This is a genomic window from Stenotrophomonas sp. SMYL11, from assembly GCF_036320005.1.
Lineage (GTDB): Bacteria > Pseudomonadota > Gammaproteobacteria > Xanthomonadales > Xanthomonadaceae > Stenotrophomonas > Stenotrophomonas maltophilia_A.
Window position 1 is genome coordinate 71,327 of sequence record NZ_JAWIRS010000010.1, and the last position, 16,454, is coordinate 87,780.

Consider the following 16,454-nt stretch of genomic DNA (forward strand, 5'->3'; position numbering starts at 1 on the left):
CGTGGTCGATGTACCCGACATTGGTGGCGACCTGCTGCGCGCTGCGCAGCAGTGCCTGGCCGAAGCCGACCCGCTGCGCAAGGTGGCGCTGACCCAGGCCTATGCCGCCGCGTTCCGTGCTGGCCGCCTGAAGGTGGCGGCCGATGCACCGCCGCCGGAGCCGATCCGCATGCCTGGCCGGCCGGCGCAGCTGGTGCTGGTGCATCCGCGTGAAGTGCCGCGGCGTGGACTGGGCGGTGTGGAAGGGCGTGCCGCCTTCATCCACGCCATCGCCCATATCGAACTCAACGCGATCGACCTGGCCTGGGATGCGGTATACCGCTTCCGTGGCCTGCCGTCGGCGTTCCATGCCGACTGGGTCAGCTGTGCCGACGACGAATCGCGGCACTTCATGCTGTTGCGCGAACGCCTGCAGGTGCATGGCCACGACTATGCCGATTTCCCTGCGCACAACGGCCTGTGGGAAATGTGCGAAAAGACCGCGCACGATGGCCTGGCACGCATGGCGCTGGTGCCACGCGTACTGGAAGCGCGCGGCCTGGACGTGACACCGGGCATGATCGGGAAGCTGCGCAATGTCGGCGATGACGAGACCGCCGACGTACTGGAAGTGATCCTGCGCGAGGAAGTGGCGCATGTCGCTGCCGGTTCGCGCTGGTACCGCTGGTACTGCGATCTCGCCGGCGTCGAGCCGCGCGCACGTTTCAAGGAACTGCTGGTGGAGTACGCCGGCGGCTACCTGCATGGGCCGTTCAACATCGAAGCGCGCCTGCTGGCCGGGTTCGATGCGGATGAGCTGGCCAACCTGATTGAACAGGCCGGTTGAAGAAAAGGGGACGGAGGGGATTAAGTCGTTTATGCATAAACGACTTAATCCCCTCCGTCCCTTTTTTCATGCGTTCGGCAACACCACGCGCTTGCCATCCACCGTCGGCCGGTTGATGTAGAACAGGCCGGGACCCGGCCGGTACGGCAGCTCGCTGACGCCGGCATCGGCGGCGTAGGTCAGTGCGGTGTCGCCCAGTGCATCAAAGTTCCAATGCGCCGACTGCATCAGGTAACGCCGTCGCAGCAGCGCCTCCTGTGTCTGCGTCAGCGCCTGTCCGGCCACCAGTCGGCGTGCGATCGGCTGCAGGGCAGACGGCAGCTCCCAGCCGGGAACTCCAGCGGCATTGGCGGTCCATCGCACGCCAGCATCGATGGCGTGCTGCTGCATCACCTGCAGTGCGATCAGCTGGTAACGCCAGTCGATGCGCCGACGCAGCACCACCGCGGCGGTCACATACAGCACCGGGGAGAGCAGCACGCTGCGGCTGCCGGCGCGACGCTGCTGCTGCCACTGGTGCCAGACATCCACCCAGACCTCCTTTTCACCCACGCCCAGCTGCTGCCGCCAGCGTTCGGCGTCGGCCTGCGTTTTGGCGTAGGCCGTGGTGGCCTGCAGCAACGCCAGTGGAGGGACCTGGTAGTCGGAAACCGCTGGGCGGCGCAGCTGCTGCCGGCGCGGACGGCTGAGCAGCTTGGGCCCTTCTTCCAACTGGTTGTAGCCACCGCCGATGTTGGCGTGCACGCCGGGCAGGGCGATCTCGGTGAACGTTGGCGCGACGCTGGTCAGTGGATAGTGTTGGCGATGCTCGTCACGCGCGGCCAGTTGCACGACGTGTGCAGCGATGCCACTGCGCAGGGCGAGCTGCGGGTGTTCATCGGCGCGGCCACCATTGACTGCAACCACGGTGTCGAACAGCCCGATGAAGCGCAGCACCCGCGTGACGGCGGCGAAGTCCGCAGTGCAGGGCAGGCTGGCGCCCTGCAGCAGCTGGCGCCAGCGCGCGCTGTCCCAGGCCTGCAGCTGGTTGGCGATATCACGTGCCGCGGCAGCACCGCGCGAATAGCCGAACAGATCCAGCTGCACGCCACGCAGCGGTCGCTGCCAGCGCGCGGACAGCTCGGCCAGTGCCGCCGGCAGCAGCACCTGCAGCGCGCGCTGCACTTTCGCGCGAACGCCACTGGCACCGATGCCGAAGGCCAGTCCGATCAGATCGTCATCGGCATCATCGCGGGTCCCCACGCCCTCGACATAGATCGACAGCGAAGGCGCGGCCATCGCATCGCGGCGGCTGTCCGGATACAGCTGCTGCAGGCGCGCGATGTTGGTCAGGCCGTTGTCGTAGCTGCTGGTCAGCCGGCTCTGGTAGGTCGAATCATCATCCGCGCGTAGCTGCGCCGGGCGTGGCTGCGGAACCTGTGGGCGACCGCGTGCCAGGTTGTGTGCGTTGTTGCGGGTGCCATCGAAGAACAGGCCGATCCGCAGCAAGCCGACATCTTCGTCCGTGTCCTGCGATGGTGCCATGTGCATTCCCCGTCGTGGCTGCGTCACGGTAGCGCGAAAGCGGTGTATTGGCGAAGTGTAGTGACGCTTTTGACCTTACTTAACGCAGATGCGGTTGATCACAGTTCCTGATTTTCATTCCCATCTTCTATTGAATTCACACGACCCGCGCAGGCCAGATGGCCAGACCCGGCAAACCCGGGCGTGCTGCATCAACGCTGTTCACATCATTCAAGGAGCGACGCAATGTTGTCCAGATCGATTGGCAAAGCGGCAGGTGGCCTGGTGTTGGGTTTGTCGGTGGCAGCGGCCGCGCATGCGGCACCGTTGTTCGAGCCGGTGACGGTCATCAGCCGCGCATCGGCAAACAGTGAGCCCGCGCTGGGCAAGCTGCTGGCCACCCCGTCCACCGCGACGGTACAGGAAGTGCGTGTCGACGCTGCTGCCACTGTGCAGCCGCAGCTGGAGTTCGAACTGCTTGGCCAGCGCGTGCAGGCGGTGCGCAGCAAGGTGGAAGCCCTGCCCGATGGCGGCAGCATCTGGTACGGCCAGTTGCGCTCGCCGTCCGATCGGCTGACTGCCACCGCTTCGAACGGCCAGGATGATCCTGGTAATTCAGTGATCCTGGTGCGTTCGGGCAACACCCTCACCGGTTCGATCCGCAAGGACGGCAAGCTGTATCGCCTGCGCCCGCTGGGCAACCGCCATGTACTGGTGGAAGTGGATGAATCGCGGATGCCGGCCGATCATCCGGCCGACTACAACCAGCTGCCGAAAATCCCGATGGGCAACAATGACCGCATCGGCATCGCGCAGGCCTCGTCCGGTACCCCGGCCACCATCCGCGTGCTGGTGGTGGCAACCAATGCAGCGGTAACGGCCTATGGCGGCAACATGCAGTCGCTGGTGCAGCTGGCGGTGGCCGAATCCAACCAGGGCTACGTCAACAGCAACGTGGGCATCACCCTGCAGCTGGCCGGCTATGAAACCACCAGCTACACCGAATCCGGCAACTTCACCACCGACCTGACCCGCTTCCGCAACACCAGCGACGGCTACATGGACAGCATCCACACCAGCCGCAACACCACTGCGGCCGATGTCGGCGTGCTGCTGATCAACAACACGAGCTACTGCGGGTTGGCGTCGGGCATCGGTTCGACGGCATCGACGGCGTTCGCGGCGGTGTACTGGGATTGCGCGACCGGCTATTACTCCTTCGCGCATGAGATCGGCCACCTGCAGAGTGCGCGGCACGATATCGCCAGTGATCCCAGCACGTCGCCCTATGCCTATGGGCACGGCTATCGCTACGAGCCGTCCTCCGGTTCGCGCTGGCGCACGATCATGGCTTATGACTGCTCGGCCGGCTGCCCGCGCCTGAACTACTGGTCCAACCCGAACATCAGCTACAACGGCATCCCGATGGGCAATGCCAGCACCGCCGACAACCAGCGCGTGCTGGTCAATACCAAGGCCACCATCGCGGCCTTCCGCTGAGGCCAACCGCCGACCGGGGTCGGCGTCTACCCGGGTGCGTTCACCTGCCCTGGTAGATGCCAACCTTGGTTGGTACCCCGCGATCCATCATTCGCGCGCGAGTGTATCCAGCGACCAGCCGCCGGCATCCACGCGCAGCACCGATCCCTGTTCGTACCAGTCACCCAGCACGATGCGGTTGCAGGCGCGGCCACCGGCCTGCAGCGTGTGCACCGCCGGGCGATGGGTGTGGCCGTGGATCATGGTGTCCACGCCATGGCGCACGAAGGTGGCATCGACTTCGGCCGGCGCCACGTCGGTGACGGTCTCGAACTGCGCGCGATCACCCTGCTTCATTTCCGACTGGCGGGCCTGGCTCGCTTCACGTGCCTTCTGTGCGAAGGCAATGCGCGCGGCCAGCGGCTGCGACAGGAACTGCGCCTGGAAGACCGGGTCGCGCGTCTGTGCGCGGAACTGCTGGTAGGGGATGTCGTCCGTGCACAGCAGGTCGCCGTGCTGCAGCAGCACCGGGCGGCCGTACAGCTCGATCACGCACGGGTCGGGCAGGATGCGCAGGCCGGCACGGCGCGCGTAGTCCTCGCCGAGCAGGAAATCGCGGTTGCCGCGGATGAAGTACACCGGCACGCCGCTGTCGGAAAGTACCTTCAGCGCGTCGGCCACCGCATCGGCAGCGGGCGAGGGCGTGTCGTCGCCGATCCAGGCTTCGAACAGGTCGCCGAGGATGTACAGCGCATCGGCGCCGGGCGCCTGCTCGCGCAGGAAGCGCAGGAACAGGTCGGTGATCTCCGGACGGCTGGGGTCCAGGTGCAGGTCGGAAATGAACAACGTGGTCATGCGGGCATTCTAGGGCATCCACCGCCGGGCATGTCCCGGCGCTACCGAAGGGATCTGCCCCAGGGGGCTACACCGGCAGCGGCAACCAGGCCAGGCTGGCCGACGCCAGCAGCACCGCGATGCCCGTCGCTGCCAATACATCGCTGGGATAGTGCAGGCCCAGCACCACCCGCGACAACGCGACGCCGAAGGTGAACGGCACCAGCAGCGGCGCCAGCCACGGGTAGTAGGCCAGCGCGACGATGGTGAACGACACCGCGTGCAGGGTGTGCCCGGAGGGGAAGCTGAACTCGTCCAGCGGCGCCACCCAGGCGCGGATGCGCAGATCGGCCGCATACGGGCGGGGACGCCGGGTCCAGCGCTTGAGGCCCTTGTAGAGCAGCAGTGCGGCCAGGCCGGTGGCGGCCATGTGCACCGATGCACGCAGTCCGTCGAAGCCGTCCAGTGCCACCAGCGCGCCCATCAGCACGTACCAGAACACGCCATCGCCGAGCCGGCTGATGACCGAGAACAGGCGACGCACGCGGCGGCGCCGGCAGTAGTGGTTGGCCCGGCGGCAGAGCCGCGCCTCGCGGCCGGCCAGCAGCTCAAGCGGCGTGGTGCGCATGGCCGCTCCTCCGCGACTGGGCCAGCTCAGCCAGCAGGGCATCGAATTCGGCAACGACCTGCTGTGGATGCAGGCGCTTCATCGCACGTGCGGCGCTGCTGCCGAATTCGCGGCGCCGTGCATCATCGGCGGCCAGCTGCACCGCTGCCTCGATGAACTGCTCATCGTTTTCCACGGCCGCACCGTTCTCGCCATCACGCAGGTATTCGCGGGCCGCACCGTAGTCGAAAGCGACGGTGGCCAGGCCGCTGGCCATGCTTTCCAGGGTCACGTTGCCAAAGGTCTCGCTGCGGCTGGGGAACAGGAACAGGTCGCCGCTGGCGAAATGCCGTGCCAGGGCTTCGCCGCGCTGGATGCCGCAGAAAATGAAATCGGGGTTTTCATGTGCCAGTTTTTCGCGGGCCGGACCATCACCCACCCAGACGAAGCGGGCTTTGGGCCGGATCTGCTGCAGCCGGCGGAAGGCTTTCACCGCCAGGCCAAGGTTTTTTTCCGCAGCGATGCGGCCGACATGGATCGCGACCAGGCCATTGCCGTCCACGCCCCATTCTTCGCGTAGCGCAGGATCACGCCGGCCCGGATCGAACTGCTGGCTATCGACAGCGCGTGCCAGCAGGCGCACCCGTTCGAAGCCCTGTTCGCCGAGGAACTGCTGCAGTTCGCGGGTGGGTACCAGCGTCGCATCGGCCTGGTTGTGGAAGCGACGCATCCAGCGCATCGCGGCCGCCTGCAGCCAGGCCACGCCGTAGTCGGGCAGGTACTCGTCGAAGCGGGTGTGGAAGCCACTGGCCACCGGGATGCCGAGGCGCCGTGCAGTGCGCACGGCCGACCAGCCCAGCGGGCCTTCGGTGGCGACATACACGGCATCCGGGCGTTGCTGCTGCCAATGGCGCCCGAGCCGGATCGGGGCCGGCAGGCCAAAGCGCAGACCAGGGTAACGCGGCAGGCCGGCGCCAGGAACCAACAGGGTGCCCGCTGCGGAGTCCAGCGCTTCACTGGCCTGTCGCGGGCGGATCAGGTCGATCTCGTGGCCGGCGTTGCGCAGTCCCTGTTCCAGCCCCTGCACGGTCAGGGCAACGCCGTTCACTTCCGGCGGGTAGGTCTCGGTGACGATGGCATAGCGCATGGCGGGCCTCCGGGTTTCCGGCATGCTCGGGCCTGGCGATGTAGCCGATATGACCGCTTTGCGACCACGGGATGACGGTGGTCAGGTCCCTGTACGAAGCCACGGCCCCGAAGGGCCGTGGCGGTCGTGCAGGGGGCGCGGTGGATCAGAAGCGCTGCTGGTATTTCATGTAGATGAAACGACCGATGTCGAAGCCGCCGTAGTAAGAGAAGTTGGCGCTCGGCTGGCTGTACATGATCGGTCCCTGGCGACCGAATACGTTGTTGGCGCCGATCGAGACGGTCGCATCCCACGGCAGGCTGTAACGCGCCTGCACGTCGTGGAAGGTGACCGACCCGCGACGGTTGTAGTCGCGCGTGCCGCTGAACCACGGTGCGCGCTGGTCGGGGTGCGAACACTCGTTCGGATACTCATCAACGCCCAGGCAGCGCTCCTTGACCGCAGAGAAGTAGCGCAGGCCCCAGGTGAGGCCGAGATTGCCGCGCTCCCAGCCCAGCGATGCGTTGGAGCGCACGCGGAAGCCGATGCCGCCGTCAGTGGCGATGCCATTGCTGGGAATCGGCGGCACATCCGCCTCGTTGGTGGTGCGCTCCACCGCGGCAACGACATAGGTGGTTTTCCAGTCGGCGCTCAGCGTGCCCCAAGACGTTTCGATCTTGTGGCCGACCTCCAGGTCATAGCCTTCGGCCTGGCGGAAGCCGCTGTTGCGGCTGCCATAGTTGAGCGTGTCGACGATGCCCAGCTCCGGGTCGCGGGTGAAGCTGCCGCAGCGCTCGGCAATGCCCAGCTCATAGCAGTCACGGAGGATGTCGTTGGGGTGGTCGGGGACGATGGTGTTGTCGATGCGGATCTTCCACCAGTCCAGTGCGATGTGCAGCCCTTCAGCGAACGTCGGGCTCCAGACCAGGCCCAGGGTGCGGCTGATGGAGGTTTCCGGCTGCAGATCCGGATTGGAGCCACTGGTGAAGGGCAGGGGGGACTGCCCGCTGCTGCCGGTGATCGGCTGGTTGCCCTGGCCGAGCTGGCGGTAGCTGTCCGCGTTGGCGATGTCGGCGGCGCAGCGCGCACGAACCTCCGGGCTGCTGGCGGCGGCGCCATAGACGGTATCGCAGGGATCACGGAAACCGGTGGTGAAGGTCTGCGAGCCGCCGCCGTAGAGGTTGGAGATGGTCAGTGCACGGAAGCCCTGCGCCCAGGTGCCACGGACCAGCAGCTGATCGATCGGCTTCCAGCTGAAGCCGAACTTGCTGTTGAGGGTTCCGCCGAAGGTGGAGTAGTCCGAGTAGCGCGTCGCTGCATTGAGCGTCAGCTCGCGCGCACCGGGGAGGTCGCGCAGCACCGGCACGCTCAGCTCCAGATAGGCCTCGTCGACGCGGTAGCCACCGCCGGTAGGGCCTGCGGCGAGGTTGGTGGTGGCCCCGGTCTGCGCCAGCGCGTCGGGAATGAAGCGACCGTCCTCGCGGCGGCTCTCGGCGCCCAAGGCAATGCCCAGTTCGCCCGCGGGCAGTGTCGCGAGGCTTCCACTGAGGCTGGCGAACAGGTTGCGGGTGGTGGTGCGGCCACGAGTGAGTTCTTCGGGGAACAACCAGTCATGCAGTTCCTTGTTGCCGGTCAGGCCATAGGGATCATCCTGGCCATACGGCACGAGCGGATTCCACGGTTTGCAACCGGCAATCGGTGCCCCCGGGGTGCCGCATTCAACCTTGCCGGTTTCCGGGTTGAAGAACGAAGGGCCGGTGGCATCGGCCACGCGCTGCTTGTGCAGGTTGCCGGTGGCACGCTGGGTCAGTTCGCTGCGGTTGTACTGGTAGCCGGCTTCCCAGTCGAAATCCCGGCCGCCGAATTCGAAGCTGCCTTCAAAGGCGGCAACGCCCTGCCAGGTGGTCAGTTCGCTGCTGCTGACCCGCGGAACCTCCCACGTACGGCGGTTCCAGTGCACATCGCTGGGCGTTTCGTAACCGTGGTGGCTGCCGAACGGGTTGAACCAGCTGTCGGCGGACATCGGCGTGATGCCGCCTGCGCCGGACTGGAACGGATAGCCGGCAATCTGGCGGGTGGTGGTGCGCCGGTTGTAGGACAGCTGGGTATTGAAGCGGACCTGCTCGTTCAGATCCACGCGCGCGTCGACGAAGATCGAATCGCGCTTGATCGGCGTCTGCAGGTGCATCTGCTCGTTGCTGTTGCTGACATCACCGGTGAACGGCGTGTTGTCACTGAGGTGGAAGCTGTCCGGCCCGCCCGGCTGGCTGCCGCGATCCAGCGAATAGCTGCAGCCACGGCTGTTGCTGCAGCCTGGGCCATTGAAGCCGACGATGCGCCCCACTGTCCGACCGTGGTCCAGCCATCATCCGGATGACGGTCGGTATAGGTAGGCACTGAAGCCGCGATCCTTGGCCCACACCCCCTTCTCTTCGACATGCTCGGCCGCGACGCTGATCGAGGCGCGGTCATTCGACCAGCCGGCAACCACGTCGTACTGATGGATGGGGAGACGTATGGGGAAGCGACGAAAGCGCTGCAGACGGCCGTGACGCTTCTGCACAAAGCGGAAGCAGATCAATCGATTGCTCCAACCTGTGGCATCGCGGCGAACGCAGCGCAGAGGACCGTGTCCCTGATTGAACGCATCACGGTCAATGTGGAAAGCGACAGCCTGCGCGGAGGCAGAAAAAAACCACGGCCCCGAAGGGCCGTGGTCATCGAGCTTCAACAGCGCGGATGGATCAGAAGCGCTGCTGGTACTTCATGTACATGAAGCGACCGATGTCGTAGCCACCGTAGTAGGAGAACGACGAGTTCGGCTTGCTGTACATCACCGGCGCTTCCTTGCCGAACACATTGTTCGCGCCCACCGAAACGGTGGCATCCCACGGCAGGTTGTAGCGGAACTGCACGTCGTGGAAGGTCACTGCACCGCGCTCGTTGTACGCGGTCGGCGACTTCAGCCACGGAGCCAGGAAGGTCGGATCGGAGCATTCGTCCGGATACCGCGAGGCGTTGAGGCAGCGCTCCTTCACACCGGAGTAGTAGCGTGCCGTCCAGCTGACGCCGAAGTCACCCACATCCCAGCCCAGCACCAGGTTCGAGCGCACGCGGAAGGCAAGACTGGTGGCGGTGCCGATGGTGTTGGCCACGCCGTTGATCGGCGTGATCGCATCACGGACATCATTGGTGGAGCGGTAGACGTTCTTGCTCACATAGGTGCTGGTCCAGCCTGCGCTCAGCTTGCCGTAGCCGGTGTCGACGCGGTAGCTGACATCCAGGTCATAGCCTTCGGTCTCGGCGAAGCCGGCGTTGCGGTTGCCGAACTTCAGGCCGGTGACGATGCCGTTGGACGGGTCGCGGGTGAAGCGGCTGCAGCGCGATTCGATGCCCTGCTCATAGCAGTCCTTCAGGATCTGGTTCGGGCTATCACCGACGATGGTGTTGTCGATGCGGATCTTCCACCAGTCCAGCGCCACGTTGAGGTTGCTGACGAAGGTCGGGCTCCACACCAGGCCCAGCGTCTTGCTGGTCGAGGTTTCCGGAACCAGCAGTGGGTTGGAACCGGAAACGAACGGCGTCGGGGTCGCATCCTGTGCCGTGGTTACCGGCGTGTTGCCCTGCTTCAGCTGGCGGAAGTTGGCGGCATCGGCGATGTCACGTGCGCAGCGCGAGCGGACTTCAGCACTGCCCTTGGCCGAGCCGAACACGGTGTCGCACGGGTCGCTGAACTGCGCGAAGGTTTCCGAACCGCCACCGTACAGATCGTTGATGGTCGGTGCGCGGAATCCTTCGGCCCAGGTACCACGGACCAGCAGCTGGTCGATCGGCTTCCACTTGAAACCGAACTTGCTGTTGAGCGTGTTGCCGAAGGTGTTGTACTTGGAGTAGCGGGTGGCGGCACTGAAGCTCAGCTCACGCGCACCAGGCAGGTCGGCCAGCACCGGCACGCTGAGCTCCAGATAGGCTTCCTTCACGTTGTAGCTGCCACCGGTCGGGCCTGCGGCCAGGTTGGTGGTAGCGCCGGTCTGGGCCAGGGCATCGGGGGTGTAGCGGCCATCTTCCTTGCGGCTTTCCACGCCGAAAGCGAAGCCCAGGTCGCCGGCCGGCAGGGTCACGATGCTGCCGGACAGGTTGGCGAACGCGTTCTTGGTGGTGGTCCGGCCGGTGGTGTGCTCCGCCGGGAACAGCCAGGCCATCAGTTCTTCATTGCCGGTCAGTCCGTTCGGATCGTTCTTGCCGTAGGGCACCAGCGGGTTCCACGGCGTGCAGCCGCTGATCACCGCGCCCGGACGGCCACACATCACCTTGCCGGTGGCCGGATCCAGGAACGACGGACCCACGGCGTCACGCACGCGCTTCTTGTGCAGGTTGCCGGTGGCGGTAGCGGTCAGCTCGTTGCGGTTGTACTGGTAGCCCACGTCCCAGTCGAAGTAGCGCTGGCCGATCTCGAAGCTGCCATCCAGCGACACTACCGCACGGTAGGTCTTCAGTTCGCTGGTGCTCACACGCGGGATTTCCCAGGTGCGGCGGTTCCAGGCCACGTCGGTTGGCTTGGCATAGCCGTGCTGGTTGCCGAACGGATTGAAGTAGCTGTCCTTGGACATCAGGCCGGTAGCGGTCGGGTCGCCCGAGATGGACACCGAGCTGGACTGCAGGGGGTAGCCCGCAATCTGACGCTCGGCCGAACGCTTGTTGTAGCCGAATTCGGTGCGCAGGTTGACCTGGTCGGTGATCTTGAAGCGACCGTCGAAGTACACCGAATCACGCTTGAGCGGATACATGACGTGCATCTGTTCGTTGGCGTTGCTGACGTCGCCGGTGAACGGGGTCGCATCTGTCAGGTGGTAGTTGGCCGGGTTGGTCGGGTCAGCACCACGGTTGAGCGAGTAGCCGCAGCCGTCCTTGGTGTTGGTGCAGCCCGGGCCGCCCTTCAGGCCGGTGACCTGACCCCACTGGCTCAGCGTGGTCCAGTTGGAGGCATCATTCGGGTGGCGGTCGCTCACGCCGTACTTGCTGAACCAGCGGTCCTTGGCCCAGACGCTCTTTTCTTCGGAGTGCTCCAGTGCCAGGGTCAGCGACACGCGGTCATTGCTCCAGCCACCCACCACGTCGAAGCGGTCGCGCGCGCCGTCACCTTCGCTGTACTGGCCGTGGTAGACGTTGGCGGTCACACCGTTGACGTTGGAACGGGTGATGATGTTGACCACGCCGGCCATCGCATCGGAACCGTAGATGGCCGACGCGCCATCCTTCAGCACTTCGATGCGCTCCACCGCCGACACCGGCAGCGAGGACACGTCCTGCAGGCCCGAGGTGCTGATGCCCAGGCGCTTGCCGTTGACCAGCACCAGGGTGCGCTGCGCGCCCAGGTTGCGCATGTCGATGTAGGTGCCGCCGGTGTTTTCACCCGAGCTCAGTGCGTTTGCACGGCTGATCGCCGGGCTGCCCATGGCGGTCACGTTCTGCAGGATGTCGGCCACCGAGCTGAAGCCCTGGCGCTCGATGTCCAACCGGCTCAGTGCCAGGACCGGCTGAGCGGTCTCCACGTCCACCTGGCGGATGCGCGAGCCAGTGATCTCGATGCGATCCAGGGTGGTCGGCGCGGCGGTGCTGCCACTCTGGGCGAACGCAGGCAGGGCGGCCAGCGTCGCAGTGGTTGCCAGGGCGTAGCGGATGGCCTGCCCCAGGGGGGTGGTACGTGAAGTCATGACGAGCTCTCTCTCTCTCAGGTCGTGCAGGGACGCCAAAAGGGGCGTCGAAGAAATCGGCCGCCCACAAGCGGACCGATGACCCGATAGTAGTCTCGTTGGTTAATGCTCTGTAAAGAGGCTGTGTCGATTTGTACCGGGCTTCATCGTCAGGTTTCACGAAAGCCCAACAAAAGCAGTCGCTTAGCTGTAACGCTGAATGCGCTCCCACGACTTGATCTGCTGCGTCGCAGCAGGTCAACCGGGGGCGCATGCGCGAACCGTAACGGTGTGTGACCTTCTTTCCCCTCGCGGGAAAGCGTGAGCCTCAGGCCACGAAGGGCCGGAACTGGATGCCCAGCCCGGCGATGCCGTCGGTCTCGCCGATCAGATCGGCGCGCAGCAGTGGCCGGGCATCGATGAAGGCCTGCGGCACGATCAACGACAGGCGGTTGTCGTCGGCGGTCAGTTCCAACGCCGGCAGTGGATCGTCCTCATGGGCACGATTGAGCAGCACCGCCAGGCGCAGCAGGGCGGCCAGCCGGCGAGCGGTCAGCAGCAGGCGCTCGGGCAGGGCGTCGAAGGCGGTCTTGGTCACGCTGCGGCGATGGCTGCGCACCAGCGCGGCCAGCATCTGCTGCTCCTGCCGCGAGAAGCCGGCGATATCCGAGTGTTCCAGCACGTAGCTGCCATGCACGTGGTAGCCGCTGTGCGCGATCATCAGGCCCAGCTCGTGCAGGCGCGCGGCCCAGCCGAGCATGCGCGCGTCGTCGGCATCGAGCCGCCAGCGTTCCTGCACCTGTTCCAGCAGTGACAGCGCGGTGTCCTGCACACGGTCGGCCTGCACGGTATCGATGCCGTAGCGCTGGCTGAGCGCGGACACCGATTCATCGCGCAGGTCGTTCTCGCCAGCGCGGCCGACGATGTCGTAAAGGATGCCTTCGCGCATCGCGGCCTTGCTGACCAGCAGCTTCTGCAGGCCCAGCGCCTGGAAGGCGGCCTCCAGCACCAGGATGCCGCCGGCAATGATCGGGCGGCGGTCGCTGGACAGGCCTGGCAACTGGATGTCGTCGATCTTCTTGGCCTTCAGCAGTTCGTCGCGCAGTTGCGGCAGGGCCTCGGCGGTAATCGCGCCCTTGCTCAGCTTCATCGTCGCGCAGATCTCGCTGATCGCCTTGTGCGTGCCTGAAGAACCCAGCGCTTCCTGCCAGCCCAGCGCGCGGTACTTGCTGGCGAAGGGCTGGAACTCGCGACCGATCTCGGCCAGCGCGTCCTTCCAGCGCTTCTTGCTCAGCTTGCCGCCGGGGAAGAAACGCCGGGTGCTGGCAATGCAGCCGGCCTGCAGGCTTTCGCGCTCCAGGGTCTGCATGCCCATGCCGATGATGAATTCGGTGGAGCCGCCGCCGATGTCGATCACCAGCCGGCGCTGGCCGGGCTTGGGCGGTTGCGCATGGGCCACTCCCAGGTAGATCAGGCGCGCTTCTTCGCGGCCGCTGACCACTTCGATGGCATGTCCGAGCGCGGTTTCGGCGGGAACCAGGAACGACTGCGGTGAACGCAGCTGGCGCACGGTGTTGGTGGCCAGTGCGCGCACCCGGTGCGGCGGTACGTTGCGGATGCGCTGGCCGAAGCGGGCCAGGCATTCCAGCGCGCGCTGCCGGGCAGCGGAGGAGAGCCCGCCTTTGCCGTCCAGGCCGTCGGCCATGCGCACGGTCTCGCGCAGGCGGTCGATCACCCGCAGCTGGCCGAGCGTGTAGCGCGCGATGACCATGTGGAAACTATTGGAGCCAAGGTCGATGGCGGCCAGCAGGTCGCCATCCTGCAATGCGGGCGGAGTCGTGGTGGTGTGCGGCATGGACGAATGTTAGCCGAAGGGGCGGTGTGCTCGTCACCGCGCGGCCTTCACATTTTGGAAGAGGGGAGTGCGGCAGGGCTGCGCCCTGCACCTGCCGAATCAACAGCAACAGGAACAGCAACAGCAGGCTATCCGTGGGATGGCGGGGTGGGTCCGGTTGCGGGGGACGGCGCAAGTCCCCCTCCGGGGCCCGGCCCAGCCGCTAGCGGCTGAGCGTTCGGGCGCTTGCGAAGCAGTGCTTCGCAAGCAAAGCGCCCTCACCCATGTAAGCTCGGTCGCGCCATCCATGGCGCTCACGCCCCCGCAACTGGACCCACCCCGCCTTCGACAGTTCTCTGCGATCTGATGGTAGGTGCCGACCGTTGGTCGGCACTGATCCAATCCCGACCAAAATCGGTGCCTACCGCTCTTGGTAGGTGTCGACCTTGGTCGACACACCGGGTTACAGACCCTGCATCAATGCCATCTGCGCAGAATGCGGGGCTTCGTCGTGCGCCGGGGCACGCTTGTGGTAGATGCCGTCGGCATCCAGTTCCCAGGCGTTGAGGTTGTCGTCCAGGTAGTTCTGCAGGACCTCGCGGTAGACCCGCTTGGCCAGCTCCGGGTCGAGGATCGGGAAGCAGGTCTCGACCCGGCGCAGCAGGTTGCGTTCCAGCCAGTCGGCGCTGGCGCAGTACATCTCCGGTGCGCCGTCGTTGCCGAACCAGTAGACGCGGCTGTGCTCCAGGAAGCGACCGACGATCGAGCGCACGCGGATGTTGTCCGAGATGCCCGGCACACCCGGGCGCAGGGTGCAGGCGCCGCGGATGATCAGGTCGATCTGCACGCCGGCCTGCGACGCGGCATACAGCGCGCGCACCACCTGCGGTTCGTTCAGGGCGTTCATCTTGGCGATGATCCGCGCCGGGCGGCCGGCGGCGGCGATGCGCGTCTCGCGCTCGATGCGGCCGAGGATGCCGGTGTGCAGGGTGAAGGGCGACTGCAGCAGGCGCTTGAGCTTCATCTTCGAGGCCAGCCCGGACAGCTGCTGGAACAGCAGGTGCACATCGTTGCCGATGTCCGCATCGGCGGTGATCAGGCTGATGTCGGTGTACGCGCGGGCGGTGCCGCTGTGGTAGTTGCCGGTACCGAGGTGCACGTAGCGGCGCAGCTTGCGGCCCTCGCGGCGCACGATCAGCAGCATCTTGGCGTGGGTCTTGTAACCGACCACGCCATACACCACCTGCACGCCGGCTTCCTGCAGGCGATCGGCCAGGCCGAGGTTGGCTTCCTCGTCGAAGCGCGCACGCAGTTCGACCACCACGGTCACATCCTTGCCGTTGCGTGCGGCCTGGATCAGTGCGTCGACGATCAGCGAGTCCTTGCCGGTGCGGTACAGGGTCTGCTTGATCGCCAGCACGTTCGGGTCGATCGCCGCCTGCCGGATCAGGTCCAGCACCGCGGTGAAGGCATCAAATGGATGGTGCAGCAGCAGGTCCTGGCGGGCCGTGGTCTCGAAGATGCCGTCGCTGTCGCGCAGTGTGCGCGCCGTCATCGGCGGGTACTTCAGGTCCGGCTGCGCGATCAGGTCGTACAGCTGGATGATGCGGTTGAGGTTGACCGGGCCGTCGATGCGGTACACCGCGTTCTCGGTCAGGCCGAAGTTCTGCAGCAGGGTGCGCACGATGTCGCGCGGCATGTCCTGCGCGATTTCCAGGCGCACCGCCGGCCGGTAGCCGCGGTCGACCAGTTCGTCTCGCAGTGCCAGCGCCAGGTTCTCCACTTCCTCCTCGTCCACCACCAGCTCGGAGTTGCGGGTAACGCGGAACTGGTAGGCGCCCTGGACTTCCATGCCCGGGAACAGCTCATCGACGAAGGTGGACAGTACCGAGGACAGGAACACGAAGTTCTGCGGACCGCCGAGTTTCTCCGGCAGCTGGATGATGCGCGGCAGCGAGCGCGGCGCACGCACGATGGCCAGGTGGCCGGCGCGGCCGAACGCGTCGGTGCCCTTCAGCACCACCACGATGTTCAGCGACTTGTTGAGGATCTTCGGGAACGGGTGCACCGGGTCCAGGCCCAGCGGCGACAGCACCGGCATGATCTCGTTGCGGAAGTACGCACGCAGCCAGCGCTTCTGGCGATCGGTCCAGGAATGGCGGCCGAGCACGCCGATGCCGGCTTCCATCAGCGCCGGGCGCAGCGTCTCGTTCCAGCAGCGGTACTGCTGGTCCACCAGTTCCGCGGCGCGGTCATGGATGGCGTTGAGGATGGCCTGCGGGCTCATCCCGTCCGGTGCCGGCGGCAGGCCGAATTCCTGTGCGTGGCGTACGGCGGCGGCGCGGATCTCGAAGAACTCGTCGAGGTTGGTGCAGGAGATGCACATGAAGCGCAGGCGCTCCAGCAGCGGCACCTGCGGGTCCATCGCCTGCGCCAGCACGCGGAAGTTGAAATCCAGCTGCGACAGCTCGCGGTTGATGTAGAGCGCCGGGTCGCGCAACGGATCGTTGTCCGGGCTCACGGGGAGGGGGAGGGATCCGAGGCTGCTCATG

Annotated in this window: 9 protein-coding genes and 1 pseudogene; 2 read left to right on the forward strand and 8 right to left on the reverse strand. The window is 65.9% G+C overall.

The window, feature by feature from the left end:
- Position 1: 1 nt before the first annotated feature.
- Entirely contained in the window at positions 2–826 is an 825-nt protein-coding gene (locus V3B46_RS14460; protein ID WP_329892224.1) for a ferritin-like domain-containing protein, read from the forward strand.
- Between the two features lie 66 nt (positions 827–892).
- Here V3B46_RS14460 and V3B46_RS14465 read toward each other — a convergent pair whose 3' ends face one another.
- Positions 893–2,350 (reverse strand): T6SS phospholipase effector Tle1-like catalytic domain-containing protein, encoded by a 1,458-nt coding sequence (locus V3B46_RS14465; RefSeq protein ID WP_329892225.1) that lies wholly within the window; start codon positions 2,348–2,350, stop codon positions 893–895.
- Positions 2,351–2,575: 225 nt separating this feature from the next.
- Here V3B46_RS14465 and V3B46_RS14470 point away from each other — a divergent pair, with 225 nt between their 5' ends.
- Entirely contained in the window at positions 2,576–3,829 is a 1,254-nt protein-coding gene (locus V3B46_RS14470; protein ID WP_329892226.1) for a zinc-dependent metalloprotease, read from the forward strand.
- An 87-nt stretch (positions 3,830–3,916) separates the two neighbouring features.
- On the opposite strand, the gene lpxH is transcribed toward V3B46_RS14470, so the two are convergent.
- From lpxH to ppk1, 7 genes and pseudogenes are all read right to left on the reverse strand, one after another.
- A complete protein-coding gene (gene lpxH, locus V3B46_RS14475) occupies positions 3,917–4,663 on the reverse strand; it encodes a UDP-2,3-diacylglucosamine diphosphatase (RefSeq protein ID WP_154262472.1) in 747 nt (248 codons plus the stop codon).
- Positions 4,664–4,730: 67 nt separating this feature from the next.
- On the reverse strand, positions 4,731–5,270 hold the full coding sequence (locus tag V3B46_RS14480) for a phosphatase PAP2 family protein (RefSeq protein ID WP_154262474.1): 540 nt from the start codon (positions 5,268–5,270) through the stop codon (positions 4,731–4,733).
- Complete coding sequence (locus V3B46_RS14485) at positions 5,251–6,396, reverse strand: glycosyltransferase family 4 protein (protein ID WP_329892227.1); 1,146 nt, start codon at positions 6,394–6,396, stop codon at positions 5,251–5,253. Before V3B46_RS14485 ends, V3B46_RS14480 begins: the two co-directional genes overlap by 20 nt.
- 145 nt (positions 6,397–6,541) lie before the next feature.
- A pseudogene (locus V3B46_RS14490) lies at positions 6,542–8,875 on the reverse strand (TonB-dependent receptor domain-containing protein); the annotation flags it as partial.
- 244 nt (positions 8,876–9,119) lie between these two features.
- Entirely contained in the window at positions 9,120–12,089 is a 2,970-nt protein-coding gene (locus V3B46_RS14495; protein ID WP_329892228.1) for a TonB-dependent receptor domain-containing protein, read from the reverse strand.
- A gap of 307 nt (positions 12,090–12,396) precedes the next feature.
- A complete protein-coding gene (gene ppx, locus V3B46_RS14500; RefSeq protein WP_010483920.1) occupies positions 12,397–13,923 on the reverse strand; it encodes an exopolyphosphatase in 1,527 nt (508 codons plus the stop codon).
- Between the two features lie 442 nt (positions 13,924–14,365).
- Positions 14,366–16,453, reverse strand: coding sequence for a polyphosphate kinase 1 (ppk1, locus tag V3B46_RS14505; protein ID WP_154262478.1), 2,088 nt, complete (start codon positions 16,451–16,453; stop codon positions 14,366–14,368).
- Between the last annotated feature and the right edge of the window lies 1 nt (position 16,454).

What these genes read in the sequence shown, in the direction of transcription:
- V3B46_RS14465 (WP_329892225.1), bottom strand. Translation starts at nt 2,350, where the DNA reads ATGGCACCATCGCAGGACACGGACGAAGATGTCGGCTTGCTGCGGATC.
- V3B46_RS14470 (WP_329892226.1), top strand. Translation starts at nt 2,576, where the DNA reads ATGTTGTCCAGATCGATTGGCAAAGCGGCAGGTGGCCTGGTGTTGGGT.
- lpxH (WP_154262472.1), bottom strand. Translation starts at nt 4,663, where the DNA reads ATGACCACGTTGTTCATTTCCGACCTGCACCTGGACCCCAGCCGTCCG.
- V3B46_RS14480 (WP_154262474.1), bottom strand. Translation starts at nt 5,270, where the DNA reads ATGCGCACCACGCCGCTTGAGCTGCTGGCCGGCCGCGAGGCGCGGCTC.
- V3B46_RS14485 (WP_329892227.1), bottom strand. Translation starts at nt 6,396, where the DNA reads ATGCGCTATGCCATCGTCACCGAGACCTACCCGCCGGAAGTGAACGGC.
- V3B46_RS14495 (WP_329892228.1), bottom strand. Translation starts at nt 12,089, where the DNA reads ATGACTTCACGTACCACCCCCCTGGGGCAGGCCATCCGCTACGCCCTG.
- ppx (WP_010483920.1), bottom strand. Translation starts at nt 13,923, where the DNA reads ATGCCGCACACCACCACGACTCCGCCCGCATTGCAGGATGGCGACCTG.
- ppk1 (WP_154262478.1), bottom strand. Translation starts at nt 16,453, where the DNA reads ATGAGCAGCCTCGGATCCCTCCCCCTCCCCGTGAGCCCGGACAACGAT.